This is a genomic window from Paenibacillus suaedae, from assembly GCF_032337355.1.
GTDB lineage: Bacteria > Bacillota > Bacilli > Paenibacillales > Paenibacillaceae > Paenibacillus_B > Paenibacillus_B suaedae.
The window spans coordinates 1-16,433 of record NZ_JAVYAA010000014.1; the positions used below are offsets into that span (position 1 = coordinate 1).

The 16,433-nt window shown below is 49.5% G+C and carries 13 protein-coding genes; 3 read left to right on the forward strand and 10 right to left on the reverse strand.

Annotated elements, in window-relative coordinates:
• Positions 1 to 166: 166 nt before the first annotated feature.
• From hutI to RQP50_RS28945, 4 genes are all read right to left on the reverse strand, one after another.
• On the reverse strand, positions 167 to 1,450 hold the full coding sequence (gene hutI / locus RQP50_RS28930; RefSeq protein WP_315747459.1) for an imidazolonepropionase: 1,284 nt from the start codon (positions 1,448 to 1,450) through the stop codon (positions 167 to 169).
• Between the two features lie 162 nt (positions 1,451 to 1,612).
• Positions 1,613 to 3,298 carry a urocanate hydratase gene (gene hutU / locus RQP50_RS28935; protein WP_072727620.1) on the reverse strand — a complete coding sequence of 562 codons (1,686 nt, stop codon included), beginning with the start codon at positions 3,296 to 3,298 and terminating at the stop codon, positions 1,613 to 1,615.
• A gap of 53 nt (positions 3,299 to 3,351) precedes the next feature.
• Positions 3,352 to 4,914 (reverse strand): histidine ammonia-lyase, encoded by a 1,563-nt coding sequence (gene hutH, locus RQP50_RS28940; protein WP_072727621.1) that lies wholly within the window; start codon positions 4,912 to 4,914, stop codon positions 3,352 to 3,354.
• Positions 4,915 to 5,311: 397 nt separating this feature from the next.
• On the reverse strand, positions 5,312 to 6,475 hold the full coding sequence (locus RQP50_RS28945) for an MFS transporter (RefSeq protein ID WP_315747492.1): 1,164 nt from the start codon (positions 6,473 to 6,475) through the stop codon (positions 5,312 to 5,314).
• 342 nt (positions 6,476 to 6,817) lie between these two features.
• On the opposite strand from RQP50_RS28945, the gene RQP50_RS28950 reads away from it, so the two are divergent.
• Positions 6,818 to 7,399, forward strand: coding sequence for a TetR/AcrR family transcriptional regulator (locus RQP50_RS28950; protein ID WP_021259688.1), 582 nt, complete (start codon positions 6,818 to 6,820; stop codon positions 7,397 to 7,399).
• Between the two features lie 149 nt (positions 7,400 to 7,548).
• On the opposite strand, the gene RQP50_RS28955 is transcribed toward RQP50_RS28950, so the two are convergent.
• The 4 genes from RQP50_RS28955 to nadB all read right to left on the reverse strand — a co-directional run bounded on the left by RQP50_RS28955 (position 7,549) and on the right by nadB (position 12,045).
• A complete protein-coding gene (locus tag RQP50_RS28955; RefSeq protein WP_315747460.1) occupies positions 7,549 to 8,205 on the reverse strand; it encodes a DJ-1/PfpI family protein in 657 nt (218 codons plus the stop codon).
• A gap of 204 nt (positions 8,206 to 8,409) precedes the next feature.
• Positions 8,410 to 9,510 (reverse strand): quinolinate synthase NadA, encoded by a 1,101-nt coding sequence (gene nadA / locus RQP50_RS28960; RefSeq protein ID WP_315747461.1) that lies wholly within the window; start codon positions 9,508 to 9,510, stop codon positions 8,410 to 8,412.
• A gap of 22 nt (positions 9,511 to 9,532) precedes the next feature.
• On the reverse strand, positions 9,533 to 10,366 hold the full coding sequence (nadC, locus tag RQP50_RS28965) for a carboxylating nicotinate-nucleotide diphosphorylase (RefSeq protein ID WP_315747462.1): 834 nt from the start codon (positions 10,364 to 10,366) through the stop codon (positions 9,533 to 9,535).
• Positions 10,348 to 12,045, reverse strand: a complete 1,698-nt coding sequence (gene nadB / locus RQP50_RS28970; protein WP_315747463.1) for an L-aspartate oxidase — start codon at positions 12,043 to 12,045, stop codon at positions 10,348 to 10,350. Before nadB ends, nadC begins: the two co-directional genes overlap by 19 nt.
• 235 nt (positions 12,046 to 12,280) lie before the next feature.
• Here nadB and RQP50_RS28975 point away from each other — a divergent pair, with 235 nt between their 5' ends.
• Positions 12,281 to 13,426, forward strand: a complete 1,146-nt coding sequence (locus RQP50_RS28975) for an IscS subfamily cysteine desulfurase (protein WP_315747464.1) — start codon at positions 12,281 to 12,283, stop codon at positions 13,424 to 13,426.
• Positions 13,416 to 13,958 (forward strand): transcription repressor NadR, encoded by a 543-nt coding sequence (locus RQP50_RS28980; RefSeq protein ID WP_021259883.1) that lies wholly within the window; start codon positions 13,416 to 13,418, stop codon positions 13,956 to 13,958. Before RQP50_RS28975 ends, RQP50_RS28980 begins: the two co-directional genes overlap by 11 nt.
• 243 nt (positions 13,959 to 14,201) lie before the next feature.
• Here RQP50_RS28980 and RQP50_RS28985 read toward each other — a convergent pair whose 3' ends face one another.
• Both RQP50_RS28985 and RQP50_RS28990 read right to left on the reverse strand, forming a co-directional pair.
• Positions 14,202 to 15,365, reverse strand: a complete 1,164-nt coding sequence (locus RQP50_RS28985) for an Ig-like domain-containing protein (RefSeq protein ID WP_315747465.1) — start codon at positions 15,363 to 15,365, stop codon at positions 14,202 to 14,204.
• Positions 15,366 to 15,670: 305 nt separating this feature from the next.
• Entirely contained in the window at positions 15,671 to 16,270 is a 600-nt protein-coding gene (locus RQP50_RS28990) for a nitroreductase family protein (protein WP_315747466.1), read from the reverse strand.
• Between the last annotated feature and the right edge of the window lie 163 nt (positions 16,271 to 16,433).

Consider the following 16,433-nt stretch of genomic DNA (forward strand, 5'->3'; position numbering starts at 1 on the left):
AAACCGTTCCTTTCGTAAATGGTGGGTGGTACTTCCATTTTACTAAAGAACGGTTTCTTTTTGTTTTACATATTTGAAAACAAGGGGGCGTCCCAAATCTTTTTAGACTTTTGGGACACCCCCAGATTAGGTCGTATGATAACTGTCGATTCTTTACAAGAAAATCTTACGCTTGTGCCGTTAAGGCACGGTTCCATACAACCTGCATGCCGTTCTTGATGACGCCGAATGTATGATTGATGCCGAAATGATACGGCAAGTAGGCTAGATTAGGAGCATCGAAGATGGTCAAGTCTGCCCGCTTGCCGACTTCGATAGAGCCGATGTCTGCTGCACGTCCGATCGCAGCAGCTGCATTCAACGTGCATGCTGTCAGAATCTCTTCAGGCTGCATTTTCAAATTCAAGGATGCCAGCATGATGATGAGCTGGATCGATTCCGTCGGGCATGATCCCGGATTGTAGTCGGTCGAGAGAGCGACAGGCAGCCGGAACTTGTCGATCATATCGCGGGCGCGGGCATGCTGGGATAGACCAAGGTTGAAGGTCGTTCCCGGAAGCAGAACCGGAACAACCTTCCCTGCGGCCAGACTAGCTAATCCTTGATCGGTTGTCATTACCAGATGCTCAGCTGAGATCGCTCCCACCTCTTGCGCCAGTTCAGAGCCGCCTAGTGCAACAATTTCATCTGCATGGATTTTCGGAATAAGTCCATGGTGTCTGCCCTCCATCAAGATAACACGGGATTGCTCCACGTCAAATACGCCTTCTTCGCAAAAGATGTCGCAAAATTCCGCTAATCCTTCTGCTGCAATGGCCGGGAGCATTTCCTCAATGATTACGGCCACGAATTCCTCTGTCCGCCCCTTATACTCTTCCGGTACAGCGTGTGCTCCCATAAAGGTAGAGGCAATGTCCACCGGATGCGTATCATGAAGTCGACGCGAGACGCGCAACTGCTTCAGTTCTGTCTCCAAGTTCAGGCCATAGCCGCTCTTCGCCTCGATCGTGGTCACCCCCTGAAGCAGCATTTCATTCAGGCTTCGATAAGCCTTGTCGTACAGTTCTTGCTCGCTCCATTGCCGAGTCGATTTGACCGTGCTTAGAATTCCGCCGCCCTTCGCCAGAATATCAAGGTAGGGCACTCCTGAGCGCTTCATCGCTAGCTCGTGCTCACGGGAGCCGCCATGAACGAGATGCGTATGCGGATCGACTAACCCAGGCGTCACGATGCGGCCTCCGACATCAATCGTCTCGCGAATAGCTGCTCCTGCCAAGGCAGCCATCACTTCATCCTTATGTCCGACCAATACGATCTTTCCCTTATCAATGGCGACTGCTGCATTCGCAATTTCCTGAATTCGCCCCATCTCTTCCCCATATCTGGGTCCATTACCTTCGGGGGTGTATAAACATCCGATACCTGTTAGAAGCAAATCAATCTGTTCCAATGAAAGCAACCTCCCTCGCTGTGTATTAAGGTTAGGAAATATTCCGTTGGTACTTCGCCGTTAGTACCTTTAGTGAGCAAGTAGTTAGTAGTTTATTTATTCGCAGTTAGTAGTTAGAAAATTTCAGTCGTCAACTCGCAGTCAGCAACTTTTAATCCACTACTATCGGCAATTTCCCGTGCTGTCATGACTGCTGCGCATTGGAATACAGATTCCATGCTGCTCCGCGGTTGCAACCGCTTCGTCATATCCTGCGTCTACGTGGCGGATGACCCCCATCCCTGGATCGGTCGTCAAGACGCAGCGCAGCCGTTCCGCAGCTTCATCCGTGCCGTCGGCAACGACGACCATACCGGCGTGCAAGGAATATCCCATGCCAACGCCGCCGCCATGATGGACGGATACCCAAGAGGCCCCTGCCGATGTATTAATAAGTGCATTCAAGATTGCCCAGTCTCCTACAGCGTCAGAGCCGTCCTTCATCCCCTCCGTCTCGCGGTTCGGGGAAGCAACGGAGCCGCAGTCGAGATGATCGCGGCCAATAACAATCGGAGCGCTAAGCTCGCCTGACTTCACCATCTCATTAATCGCCAAGCCGAACTTGGCGCGATCTCCATATCCGAGCCAGCAAATACGGGCCGGCAGGCCTTGGAAGGACACCCTCTCTTGGGCCATCGCAATCCAGCGGCGCAAATGATCATTATCCGGGAACAGCTTCAATACGAGTTCATCTGTCTTGCGAATATCTTCTGGATCGCCCGATAAGGCGGCCCAGCGGAACGGCCCTTTGCCCTCGCAGAAGAGCGGACGAATATAAGCCGGAACAAAGCCTGGAAATGCGAACGCGTCTTGCACACCTTGATCGAATGCCACTTGGCGAATATTGTTGCCGTAATCAAACACAACAGACCCGAGCTTCTGCAAGTCCAGCATCGCCTGCACGTGAACCGCCATACTGGCCTTCGCCAGCTCGATATAATGCTTCGGATCACGGACGCGAAGAGCAGCAGCATCCTCCAAGCTGTAACCAGCTGGGATGTAACCGTTGAGCGGATCATGAGCAGAAGTCTGGTCGGTTACGAAGTCGGGCTTGATGCCGCGGCGTACAAATTCAGGGAATAGCTCGGCCGCATTGCCAAGCAATCCGATCGATAACGGCCTCTGCTCATTGATTGCTTGAATTGCGAGTTCCAATGCTTCATCCAGGGTCTCGGCCAATACATCACAGTAACGCGTTTCAATGCGGCGTTCAATCCGAGAACGATCTGCCTCGACTGCAATCACGACGCCATCATTCATCGTCACAGCAAGAGGCTGGGCACCACCCATGCCGCCAAGACCAGCCGTTAATGTAAGCGTGCCGCGAAGCGTTCCTCCCGCATGCTGGCGGGCAGCTTCCGCGAACGTTTCATATGTGCCTTGGAGAATGCCTTGCGTCCCAATATAAATCCAGCTTCCCGCAGTCATCTGACCATACATCATCAGCCCTTTGCGTTCGAGCTCGCGGAAGTGATCCCAGTTCGCCCAATTCGGTACGAGCACAGAGTTCGACAAGAGTACGCGGGGTGCCCGCTCATGTGTGCGGAATACACCGACCGGCTTGCCGGATTGAATAAGCAGCGTCTCATCGCTCTCCAGCCGCTGCAGTTCACGGACAATGGCCTCGTAGGAAGGCCAGTTGCGTGCCGCCTTGCCAATCCCGCCATAGACCACCAAGTCTTCCGGTCGTTCCGCCACTTCTGGATCCAAATTGTTCATCAGCATGCGCATGGCTGCTTCCTGAACCCACCCCTTGCATGTTATTTCGTTACCGCGCGGTGCACGAATGCTTCTCTTTACCTGATTCATCTTGTTACGCCTCCTTTTCATATGAAACATGATGTACTCTTCTTGAAGTCGACTTAATATAATCGGCCTGCTACTTCCTCTACGGCATGAAGGAACTCCCCTCTGCTAAGCGCAGATGCTACTTCTTCAATCTCCTTGCTTAGAGAGCGATCCGTCGTTACTGGCGGTACAAGCTTGCGCACTAAGTCGAAGAGTGCACGCGTCGAAGGAGCCAGCTTCTCTGCGCCTCGGAACTCGGCGGCTTCTGCCGCGCAGATCAGCTCAATGGCCAGCACCTTGGACACATTGTCTACCACTTGTGCCGCATGGCGGGCAGCCGTCGTCCCCATCGATACATGATCCTCCTGATTGGCGGAGGAAGGGATCGAGTCGACGCTCGCCGGATGAGCCAACACTTTGTTCTCCGAGACGAGCGATGCGCTCACGTACTGCGGAATCATCATGCCAGACGCCATACCCGGCTGATGGCTAAGGAAAGCAGGCAGCCCACCAGACAATGCTGGATTGACAAGCCGCTCCGTGCGCCGCTCCGCGATGTTGGCCAGCTCGCTCATCCCAATTTTCAAGAAATCCATCGCAAACGCCATCGGCTGTCCATGAAAATTCCCGCCCGAGATGACTGTGCCCTGTTCCAAAAACAAGAGCGGATTATCGGTCGCTGCATTCATCTCCACATTCAACTTATCCTCTACATAAGCAAGTACCTGTCGTGATGCGCCATGAACCTGAGGCAAGCAGCGCAGGGAATAGGCATCCTGCACACGAATATCGCCTTGCTTCGTCGTCAACCGGCTGCCGCTCAGCAGTGTTCTCAGATTGGCAGCGACGCCAATCTGCTCTGGATACGGCCGGACGCGCTGAAGCTCATCCGCGAACGCATCCGTAATCCCATGCAAGCACTCCACCGTCAGAGCTGCGATCGCATCCGCCGTCTTGGCAAGCCGTAGTGCATGCACATAAGTCAGTGCACCGATTGCTGTCATAATCTGTGTGCCATTGATTAGCGACAGCCCTTCCTTGGCCTGCAGCTGTACGGGCTTCAGACCTGCCGATGCCAATGCATCATGACCGGACAAGCGCGTTCCATGATAGACAGCTTCCCCTTCACCCATTAGAACCAGCGCCAAGTGCGACAATGGGGCCAAATCTCCGCTCGCGCCAAGCGATCCCTGCTCAGGGATCACCGGATGAACGCCCCGATTCAGACAGTCAATAAGCAATTGAAGCGTTTCCAGACGAATGCCGGAGAAGCCCTTTGCGAGGGCGTTCGCCCGCAGCAGCATGATCGTGCGCACCGCTGCCTCTGGCAAGGAAGAACCAACGGCACAGGCATGGCTCCGAATTAAGTTGGCTTGCAATTCTGCCGAATCCTCTGGTGAAATCATGACATCGCTGAACTTGCCGAATCCGGTGGTCACCCCATATACCACTTTATTCGCATCCACGAATTCCTCGACCATCTCACGGCATCGCGTGACGCGCTGCACAGCGTCTGATGCGAGAACAACTGGGGCGTAATCATAGGCAATCGTAGCCAGTTGACCTAGTGTCAATTGTCCTCCGTCCAGCGTGATTGGCCCCGTATGCTCTTCTTGATGCAAATGTTTAACTGCCACAACCATCCCTCTCCTTTCTTGCTTTACCAAAAGAAAGAGGCTGTGCGGAAGTTGTTAGCTTCCACACAGCCTCTTGTTCAAAAGGGCCGACCTATGAAATTGCTCATCCCAGTAACAATGATGAACGCGCATCACTATGCATCGCCCTTTCATTTGAATTAGATAGGCAAATATATCCATTTCATCTACTATTACATGTGTATTCATTTCTGTCAAGTATGGTGCATTCACAGACGTAGGGATTAAGCGCCCTTGCCATCACATCCAACATCTGTGATGCAGCCGCTGCCAACACAATTGCAAGTGAAGATGCCGCATAGTCCTCGCGATTGAGTGAGGTGATAAGCAACCCGATTCATGATGCTGAGTCTGAAGATTATAGGACTGCAGCTTACCTTCATGCAGCAGCCCCAACGCGTCTGGTCATTGCCCAAAAAAGGAGAGCTGCTGCACTGACTGAGGCTCCAAGCAAGCATACGCCGCCCCAGCCATAATGTGCATAGACATGGGTTGAAGCAATTGAGCCGCTTGCGCTGCCGATCGAATAAAACACCATGTATCCGGCAGTTAGTCGACTGCGCGCCTCCGCGCGCAAAGGAAGGATCATCGTCTGATTCGTGACGTGTACGGCTTGCACCGCCAAGTCCAGCAGAACTATGCCAATCATTAATGCGAATAAGGACTGCTCCGTATAGCGGATGAACAACCATGAGAGCAGCAGTAGAACCAGAGAAAAGCCAGTCGTTCTCTGTCCATAGCCTCGATCAGCCAGCTTCCCCGCTCGTGCTGCCGCTAACGCTCCGGCAACACCCGCTAGTCCAAACGCCCCGATAGCACTGTGTGAAAGCGATAGCGGCGGCGCACTAAGCGGCAGTACGAGTGAAGTCCACAAAATGCTGAAATCAGCAAAAATCAGCAGCGCCAGGACAGAGCGGATACGCAGCATCCGTTCTTGTACAAACAACGTAATCACGGATCCGAGCAGCTGAGGATAGGACAGTGATATGACTTCACGCTCAATATGGGGCAGCACTCTAGCAAACATACAAACGATAAATAGCAGCAGCGTGGCGGAGACTAGATATACGGCACGCCAACCTGCAAGATCCGTTACAATACCAGCAATGGACCTTGCAAGCAGAATGCCGATGACAATTCCGCTTGTGACCATGCCAACGACGCGTCCTCGTTCAGCGGGAGCAGCCATCGTTGCCGCAAGCGCCACAAGCGTCTGCGTCACTACGGCAAGCAGCCCCACCAATGCCATGCCAACAAATAGAACGGTGCTGGTAGGAGCCGTTCCCACGATAACGAGAGCAATCATGGACAATAGCATCTGTCCAATAATTAACCGACGTTGGTTCAACAAATCCCCAAGCGGTACCAGCAGAAGCAATCCCAGCCCATAAAAGATCTGAGTGATCGTAATAACGATGCCAATAATCGAATGCTCAATACCAAACTCAACCGACAGCTGATCGAGCAGTGGCTGGGCGAAGTAGATATTGGCGACAGACATGCCGCAAGCAGCCGCAAACAGCAGGATCACATAACGAGACATCGCCGTGTGCTGATCAGAATCAGACGTAAGCTGTGTTGCGGAATTCCCCTTGGCATGGGCATGAATCTCTGCCTTTTCTAGAACCTCCTCCATGTTGGACACACTTACCTCCATTCGCTTAACTTAGTGATTATCATACTTTACCGATCGGTATGTTATAATTCCCAGTTAATATAGCTCACGCCAACTCCTATTGTCAACAAGTATATTTGAATTCATTAGCGTTTGTTGAAATGTCCATCCTCTCTCAATTAGGATAGTCCGACCTATATTTGACAAAAAGAACAGCAAATCGTAAAATAATAGCATACTGGTCAGTACGTAAAAAGAGAGGTATGTATTGTGGCAAGAACTCGTGAATTTGACGAAGGTAAAGTATTAGATGCGGCCATGCAGCTATTTTGGGAGAAGGGATATGAGGCTACCTCGTTAAGCGATCTAACCTCCAGAATGGGTATTCAGCGCCCTAGCATATACGCTGCCTTTGGAGACAAAAAAGAATTGTTCGAAACTGCGCTGCGCAAATACATGATGTCCCGGGCTTCTGAGACACGCGACAAGCTTCAAAGCCACTCTTCTGTCAAAGAAGCATTTGCTGCGTTTTTTGCAGATGTGGTTGCTGAGGAATACGCAGGTGATTGCAGTCGGGGTTGTTTTTGCATTAATACCATGGTCGAACTTGCGCCTCATGATGAGAAATTCGAAATTCTAACAAGAGAACATCAAATGTACTTGTCTGTCATTTTTCAAGAAACGATAGAACGCGGGATTCAATCAGGCGAGCTCGATGCCCATATAGAAGCGAAGGCTTTGTCACAAGCGCTCATCATCTCGCTAATTGGACTGACTGTTATGTTGAAGTCTCGTCCACAGCAATCATTTATTGATAATGCGATCAGAGCGACGCTTGCGTTGCTGAAGTAATGTAATGTAGGTCGTCTAGGAAATGAAAAAGCAGCAGTCTAGCACCCGAATAAAGTCCTAGACTGCTGCTTTCTATTTTCAGCTGCTGATATATCTCTCTGTTCTAATCCTCGTCAGTCTGTATCCAGACCTGATAGACGTATTGCAATTTATAAATTCGGTTCCTTCTGTGAAAACTGTTGAAGCATTCCTCGTATCTGTTCTACCAATGGCGCCGGCGCTTTATGGGGCGAACCAGCATCAAACGGAGGCTGAGGATCATATTCCAAAATCAACTGCACTCCTTTGCTCATCTCTTCACCCATTTCCCAGGCTACCACTTGGAGTGCCATGTCGATACCGGAAGAGATGCCGGCCGCTGTGACGATTTTGCCATGACGAACCACTCTCTCATCTGTTGGAATGGCTCCAAGCGAACGAAGCAGTTCGAAGGATCCCCAATGACTTGTCGCCTTGGCACCATTCAACAAGCCAGCAGCACTCAAAATCAAAGAACCGTTGCACACCGATGTCGTCCAAGTTGTGGTCTCATGCAATTGGCGTATCCAATTCAACGTCGCTTCATCATTCATCGGAGCTTTATAGTTTGGTGGGCTGCAGCCAGGAACGACAAGAATATCAGCTGAAGTAATCTCCGAAAAGCTGTAATCGGCATGCATATAGCCCATTTTCGAATCTAATTTAATCAACCCTTTTTCTTTGGCGACAAACTTCACGTTGCATTTCATTGTAGCCGCAAATACTTCATAGGGCCCAATTGCGTCTAAGGCTGTGATTCCATCGTATAGCATGATTGCGATTTCCATCCAAGACCTCTCCCTTACGCATGGTGTTTGATTCGTATTCACACACAGTATACCATACCCCCCTATAGTATATTGGTGTCGATACTGTGAAACCATTGCTGGGTATAATGGAAAATAGCGTGTACATGCTCTATGCACCTGCGGCTCTCAATCAGCAATATATAGTTATCTCCTAATAATGCGCTCGCCTCTAATAGCTCTTACCTAAATCTGCAGCATTCGATCCAGCGCCTTAACAGCATCGACCTTGATCGATTCTGGCACCGTAATGATGCCTACCGGCTTGCCTTGGTCAATCTGCTCCAATGACCAGAGCAAATGAGGCAAGTCGATCCGATTCATCGTTAAGCACGGGCACATATTCGGATTGAGCGATTCAATCTGCTGATCCGGGTGAGTATGGATGATGCGGTTCACGAGATTCATTTCCGTTCCAATGGCCCACTTCGTTCCGGGTTCCGCGGCATTGATCGTATCAATGATATACTTCGTGGATCCTGCATAATCCGATAACGCTACGACTTCACGCGAGCATTCAGGGTGAACGATAATGTGAATCTCCGAATCCCGTTCCCGAACACTGCGAATATTATCTTCTGTAAATTTCTCATGTACAGAGCAATGTCCCTTCCATAAGATAACCTGAATGGCTTGCACATCCTCACGATCTGTTACCAGCTCCCTCAGCTCCGGATCCCACAACGCCATGTCGTGCAGCGGAATGCCCAGATCATAAGCCGTATTCCGCCCTAGATGCTGATCCGGCAGGAAGAGGATTCGTTCCTTCTGCTTGAACGCCCATGCCAATACTTCCTTCGCGTTAGATGAAGTTACTGTCGCGCCTCCATGTCGGCCAACGAAGGCTTTAATCTCAGCCGATGAATTGACATAGGTTAACGGAATAATGGTGTCTCCATACACTGCCTGCAGACGTTCCCACGCCACCTCGGTCTGCTGCATATTGGCCATATCCGCCATCGAACAGCCAGCACGCATATCTGGGAGCACAACGACTTGACTCGAAGATGACAGCATGTCAGCCGTCTCTGCCATGAAGTGAACACCACAAAAGACAATAAACTCTGCATCTGTAATTCGCTGAGCAAGCTGCAGCGAGTCCCCTGTAATGTCGGCAAACTGAATGACCTCATCCTTCTGATAATGGTGGCCGGGAATCAACAATCTCGAGCCGAACCGCTGCTTGATATCACGCACCCGCTGCTCCATCTCTACCACACTCAGCCGCTTATAGTGCTCAGGCATCATGCCATGTTCGCCGCCTCTCATCACTTCCAATATGGACATCGTCTCTCTCCTCCTCTGTTCCTTAACGAAGTTCTACATCCATGCTAATGTCTAGACTGTGTACTGAATGAGTCAAAAATCCGAGCGATATATAATCCACACCTGTTCCCCGATACTGGTGAAGCGTGTTAAATGTAATGCCGCCTGATGCCTCAGTTATGATGCTTTCTGGTGTTAATGATGCGAAGTGCTTCACTTCTTCCGGTGAGCGGTTATCGAACATAATGACATCTGCCTGCGCGGCAATGGCCTCCAACAGCTGTGCCTCCGATTCAATCTCTACCTCAATCCGAATCATGTGGCCGGCATAAGATCGCGCTCGTCTAACCGCCTCTGTGATCGAGCCGCAAGCCGCAATATGATTGTCCTTGATCATAATGCCGTCATATAGACCGAAGCGATGATTATAGCCGCCGCCTACACGCACCGCATACTTGTCGAGCATGCGCAGACCCGGCATCGTCTTGCGCGTATCACAAATTCGGGTATGCTCGTCATCGAGCAGCCGAATCGCTTGTCGCGTCTGAGTCGCAATCGCAGACATGCGCTGCAGCAAGTTCAGGACAACGCGCTCTCCAGTCAGCATTGCTCCCGCAGGTCCCTGTAAGACTGCTATTGGTTCTCCCTTAGATAGAGAGTCCCCATCTCGCTTCTGCAAGGAAATCTGAATCCCCTCTGACATCAGCCGAAAGCCCTCTGTAATGACATCCGTCCCTGCAAGCAATCCAGCAGCCTTACTTTTAATAACCGCTTTGCACTGTTCGCCGTCAAATAGAAATGACGATGTCTGATCCCCGCTTCCGATATCCTCCGCATAGAAGGATTCCAGCAGTCGTCTTAACTGAAAACGTTCCATGATGGCACAATCCTTTCGTTACGCACAATTTGAATTCCTGTCAGGGAATGGACAATTTGTCTACTTCCCCAATTTTGATAATCACGATTCGGACAATCGCTCCGGTAATGAGCCCCGCGGCTCTCCTCCCGCAGCAAAGCAGACTCGGTAACAAGTTGTGCCAGCTGCCACAAGTTCGCAAGCTCCAACTGTTCCCTTGTGATTTTTTGCACTTTTAAGGCCTGTGTCGGCATCTCCATTAACCACTGCTTCATGCCCTGCAATTGTTCCCGATTCCGTTCAATTGCTGCTGCCGCCGTCATTCTACGCTGAAGCTCAGCAAGCGACGTCTGCGGAACCTGTATCGAAATGGAGTGCTGCACATTACCATCAACTATTTCAGCCTCGACTTCTTTAGCCATGCCTACTTCGCCAGTAATTGCTGCTTCACCCGTGAATGCTCCAGTCGCTCTGGTTCCTCTGACAACGTTTGCCTCTACCTCGTCGGCCCGTGATCCCAGTTTCCCGAGTTCACTCGCACGAATTCGCATTGCCGCCCTGCGCCCTGTAACTAGTGCTTCCAACAATGAATTGCTTGCTAGACGATTAGCTCCATGGAGTCCGTTGCAGCCGGCTTCCCCAATCGCAAATAATCCGTGAATACTGCTCTCTGCCCATTCATTAACTTGAATGCCCCCCATGAGGAAGTGCATGCCCGGGGCTACTGGAATCCGTCCCTTCTCCAGATCTACACCAGCTTCTTCACAAAGTCGCGTAATACTCGGGAAGCGACTTCGAAACTCTAGACATGCTTGAATATCCATATACACCGCATGCCCTTGCCGCATCTCTTCATGAATCACTCGAGCTACGACATCACGTGGAGCCAAATCCTTAAGTTCATGTCTGCCTTCCATAATCCGGCGGCCATACTCGTCAATTAACACACCGCCTTCCCCGCGCACCGCTTCCGACACTAGTCCATAGCTGCGGTCGTCCTTCACAAGCAGGGTCGGATGAAACTGCATGAATTCAAGATCCGTTAGATGCGCTCCTGCACGATAGGCCAGCATTAGCCCATCGCCGGTTGCAATCTGATGATTGCTGTGATGGCGATACAGGCTGCCACATCCTCCTGTGGCTAACACGACATGATCAGCATGAAGCGTCTCGATCTGCCCTTCCTTGCTTCGGAGAACAACACCATTGCAGTGCCCTTTCTCCACAAGAAGATCAATTACAGTAACATATTCACGGATTTGAACATGACTCGGGATCTGCTGCAGCAAATACTCCACCAGCATCCTGCCAGAGGCGTCACCGCCAGCATGAAAGATCCGATTCGCACGATGAGCACCTTCACGTCCAAGCATTAGCCTGCCATCGCGATCACGGTCAAAAGGAAACTGAGCCTCTACAAGCTCAAGCATAATCTCCTTGCCCTCCCGAATGACCGTCTGCACCATGTTCAGGTCGTTATGCCCCGCTCCGGCTTCAAGTGTATCTGCGATATGACTAAGCATCGTATCATCTGGCAAGTAGGAGGTAGCAATCCCCCCTTGTGCCAGAATCGAGTTGCTGTCTGACACCGTTCCCTTGGTTAATACAGTTGCGTGTATATGTGGAGGCAGCGAGGATAGTAACGACAGTGCCGCGACTCCAGAACCCACAACAATAACGGAGTGTTCTCCCTTTTCCATATCTCTTCACTTCTTTATTTCGAAAATAAGTGCATGAACTTTACAAACAAATAATCATATAATATACATGTGTCTTTACACTTGTATTGACAGTAAATCTGATACAACATTACAATAAGCTCAGTCACTTTGCAAGCAAGGATTTTGATAAAGGCAACTCATTCCTGGATAGACATAGGAAAAGTGACTGCATGATGAGTAACAAATAACAAGAATATAAAGGGGACTTTCACCGTTGATATATTTGGATTACGCCGCTGCTGCACCTATGGATGAACGTGCGCTGCACCTACTAACCGAATTAAGCCGCGAAGCATACGGCAATAGTCACAGCCTGCATGACACAGGCGGCCGTGCAGCAAATGTGCTGGAATACTGCCGAGAGAAGCTGGCAAGTATGATAGGCGGAGTTAAGGAAGGCATATATTTTACGAGCGGAGGATCGGAGTCGAATCTATTGACGATTCAATCCATTCTCAACGGGTTGCCAGAGGGGAGAAAGCATCTTGTCACAACGGTAATGGAGCATGCCTCCATCCGTAATGCCATTCCCTATCTGGAACGGTTAGGGTACCGGGTGACGCTCATTGAGCCGAATGCGAGAGGCATCATTACGAAGGAAATTCTTGAACATGCACTTGAACCGGACACAGGCTTAGTATCCATTCAGCATGCCAATTCCGAGACAGGAATTGTGCAGCCGCTGGCAGAGCTGTCTCCTCTACTCAGAGCACGAGGCATTTTCCTGCATAGTGATATGGTTCAGACATTTGGCAAGCTCCCGATTGATATCCGCCAGTTGGGGGTGGATGCCTGCTCGCTGTCCAGCCACAAAGTGTATGGCCCCAAAGGGGTGGGAGCCGCCTTCCTTCACCCACGCGTTCCTTGGCAGCCTGTCCTTCTAGGAACTAATCACGAACGTGGATTTCGTGGGGGCACTGTCAATGTTCCCGGTATTGGCGCCTTCGTGACCGCAGCCGAACATTGCATGGAGAATCAAGCTGAGCTTTTCTCACACTTCCGGCAGCTTCATACTTATTTGTTCACCCAAGCTGGGCGGCTTGGAATTCCACTCACCCCTGTTGTCAGCGAACAATACGCCGAAGTTGCTCCACATATTGCCGGGTGCCTCTTTGACGGGATGGAGGGCCAATATGTTATGCTAGAATGTAATCGCAACGGAATCTGCATTTCGACCGGAACGGCCTGTGCAGCAGGTCATCAGGAGCATTCCCCCTCTCTTGCGGCTATTGGACTTCGCAAGGAGGAAGCGCTTCGGTTTATCCGCATTTCCTTCGGCAGATCCACAACTACTGAGCATCTGGACAGCCTATTAACATTGCTGGCGTCCTTGAAAGGAGCAAATCCAATTGGCGACTAACATCAAGCTGACAGGCGAAGAGCGCCGAACGAAGCTGCTGGATTGGCTGAAGTCCTCCTCCCCACTCACGGGAACCGAGTTGGCCCAACGAGCCAATGTATCACGCCAAGTAATCGTGCAAGATATGACCTTGCTAAAGGCGCGCAACGAACCCATTCTCGCGACTAGCCAAGGATACGTATACATGGATCAAAGCACAAAAGAAAACGCCTCGTTGTTCGAGCGAGTAATTGCTGTTCAGCACGCACCCGAGCAAAGTGAGGAAGAACTGCTGCTTATCGTCGATTATGGCGTAGGCGTCAAGGATGTTATCGTGGAACACCCCATATACGGGCAAATCTCGGCACAAATCCGCGTTAATACCCGCAAAGAGGTATATGATTTCATGAACAATATCCGCAGCAGCGGAGCAGCCTTCATCTCAGAGCTTACGAACGGAATTCATCTCCATACCTTGACCTCCCCAAGCGAAGAGCGATTGGATGAAGTATGCGAAGCGCTCAAAAAGGTCGGGTTCCTTATTACGGACTAAGCACGGGCACATTCTTACGGATAGAGGTCTAATTGACGTCTACATAGTTCCTGTGAAATGAAGAGATTCTCGATAATGGCAAATGAAAAGCGGCAGTATCAGGAATGACGAATCCTGAGCTGCCGCTTTCCGATATATACATCTTCATGACGCTGACATCACGAGCAACACGAACATCATGCTTTACTTCTACAGGTCATCAACCTGTGCAGGCCTTGTATAGAACTAGAACTCAAGATCATCCTACTCTACTGTGATGCGCAGAGATACTTGTTTGCCGCCATATGAAAAGGTAAGGACAGCCTTCCCTTTACTTACTGCAGTAATCATCCCTTGATTGGCAGTCGCCTTGCCGTTCGACTTCGACTTGGCAAGTGACGTGACATCAGACGTGTTACCGCTGCTGTATACTGCCTGTACTCGATAGCTCGTCGACTGATGAGGCGCAAGCTTCGCCGTTGATGCCACAACGGTCAGCTTTTTCAACTTTGGTGTGACTTGAACCGGGATTTCAAACGTACGATCACCGTACACGCCCACAATTCTCGTCGTTCCCTCCGTAAGTCCTTTTACGCCGGAAACGGTTACTTTGGCAATTTGATCATTGCCGGACTTCCATGCTATCTTGCCAGCAAGAGACACCTTTTTGCCGCTCGATAAAGTGCCGATTACTTTAATGGGCTTCGCAGCTCCCGCTTCCACCACGAGAGATGTAGGCTGAACATCAATACTCACCAAGTTTTCCTGTAGTACAACGGGAAGAGTTACACCTTTCCCTCCATAATACAGTTTTACACTGACGCTTCCCTTTGGCTGCCCCACCGCCGTAACGACACCGCTGCCAACATCGATGCCCTGACCTGACGCTTTCGCCGTCACCTGTGAAGTTACATCTCTTGTGCTCCCGCCCGCATAGACCGCTTGAACGGAAAAAGCCGCAGACTTCCCGGGAGACAGTACCACCTTCGTAGGAGTTACAATTAGTTTTTTAATCGTAGCAGTAACGTGTACGGAAATATCAAACCTTTGTGATCCATATACGCCTGTAACGATCGTACTTCCTTCCGCCACTCCTTTAATTATTGCGCCGCTCATTTTCACAACTTGCTCATTGCCTGACTGCCATTGCACCTTCGATCCAAGCGATACTTTTTTCCCATTGGATTCATATCCGTATACTTTAATCGACTTGGAGGAACCCGCACCTAATGTGACAGAATTAGATGGACTCACGTCATATTTCACAAACTCCTTAACGGAACCTGGCTGATTGCCGTATGTCACCGATACCGCGTCGCTCTGGGCATATAAACTTGTTGGGCATGATAAGGTCAAGATAAGCATCGAACAAACGATGAGCCACCCAATGCCAATGCGGCCTTTTCTAACTTCCAATACTGACTTCATAATTTCTCCTCTCTCAACGACTAGGTTCTCTATGTATAGCTAACGATTAGACTATGGTGGATTCAAAAAAGTTCACCTGTCCAATTATTTACTATATTATTTATTAACGGCTTATCGTGAGAAAAAGTGAACATCTCGCACGCGTATACGATTTCCTTCTCAATCCTTCGGCTAGGTTATGCAAGAATCTACTGCAAAGAAATCTTATGAAAATTACTTATTGGCACAAAAAAAGAATCCATTTTGAATAATGACAAATCAAAATGGATTCTTTGTATTGAATGTTCCGTTTATATAGTACTTAATTACTTATGAAACTTTACACGCTCTTCTAACGGTTTGAATTGCTTTTCACCTGGTGCAGCTGTTGGATTACCAAATGGCATTTGCGCAATAAGTTTCCAATTAGCAGGGATATTCCATTCTTTTTTCACTGCATCATCAATCAATGGATTGTAATGCTGTAAAGATGCTCCTAATCCCTCTGCTTCCAATCCTGCCCACACCACTAATTGGTGCATACCTGATGCTTGGTTTGACCAAATTGGGAAGTTGTCAGCATATGAAGCAAATTGTTCTTGAAGTGATTTCACTACAGCCTCATCTTCAAAGAATAATACGGTACCATAACCTGCTTTGAAGGAATCCATCTTTTGTTGTGTTCCTGAAAAGTCTCCATCACCAACTACTTTTCTCAATGTTTCCGTTGTAATGTCCCACAATTTATTATGTGCCTCACCAGACAATACAACCAAACGTGCAGTTTGCGAATTGAAAGATGACGGTGTGTGTTTCACAGCAAATTCTACGATTTCTTTAATTCTTTCATCTGATACTTGTACCTCTTTATTGATTCCGTAGTAAGTACGTCTTTCTTTAAGTGCAGTGTAGAAATCTTTTGTCATCGTTTTCTTCCTCCTAATAATTCTAATATCCTTCAAATCGATATATCTTGTGAAAACATTTGTAAATGAATTGAATACATCATTATTCAATACTTTTTCATCCATCCTCAATTAATGTATCCTGCGTGTTTCGCATTTATACAAATATGAACAACAGCTATTT

Bases quoted from the DNA above. Each gene is read 5' to 3' on its own strand.
- RQP50_RS28990 (WP_315747466.1), bottom strand. From the start codon at position 16,270: ATGACAAAAGATTTCTACACTGCACTTAAAGAAAGACGTACTTACTAC.
- hutU (WP_072727620.1), bottom strand. From the start codon at position 3,298: ATGAATCAGGTAAAGAGAAGCATTCGTGCACCGCGCGGTAACGAAATA.
- RQP50_RS28945 (WP_315747492.1), bottom strand. From the start codon at position 6,475: ATGTCTCGTTATGTGATCCTGCTGTTTGCGGCTGCTTGCGGCATGTCT.
- nadA (WP_315747461.1), bottom strand. From the start codon at position 9,510: ATGTCCATATTGGAAGTGATGAGAGGCGGCGAACATGGCATGATGCCT.
- RQP50_RS28955 (WP_315747460.1), bottom strand. From the start codon at position 8,205: ATGGAAATCGCAATCATGCTATACGATGGAATCACAGCCTTAGACGCA.
- nadB (WP_315747463.1), bottom strand. From the start codon at position 12,045: ATGGAAAAGGGAGAACACTCCGTTATTGTTGTGGGTTCTGGAGTCGCG.
- RQP50_RS28985 (WP_315747465.1), bottom strand. From the start codon at position 15,365: ATGAAGTCAGTATTGGAAGTTAGAAAAGGCCGCATTGGCATTGGGTGG.
- nadC (WP_315747462.1), bottom strand. From the start codon at position 10,366: ATGGAACGTTTTCAGTTAAGACGACTGCTGGAATCCTTCTATGCGGAG.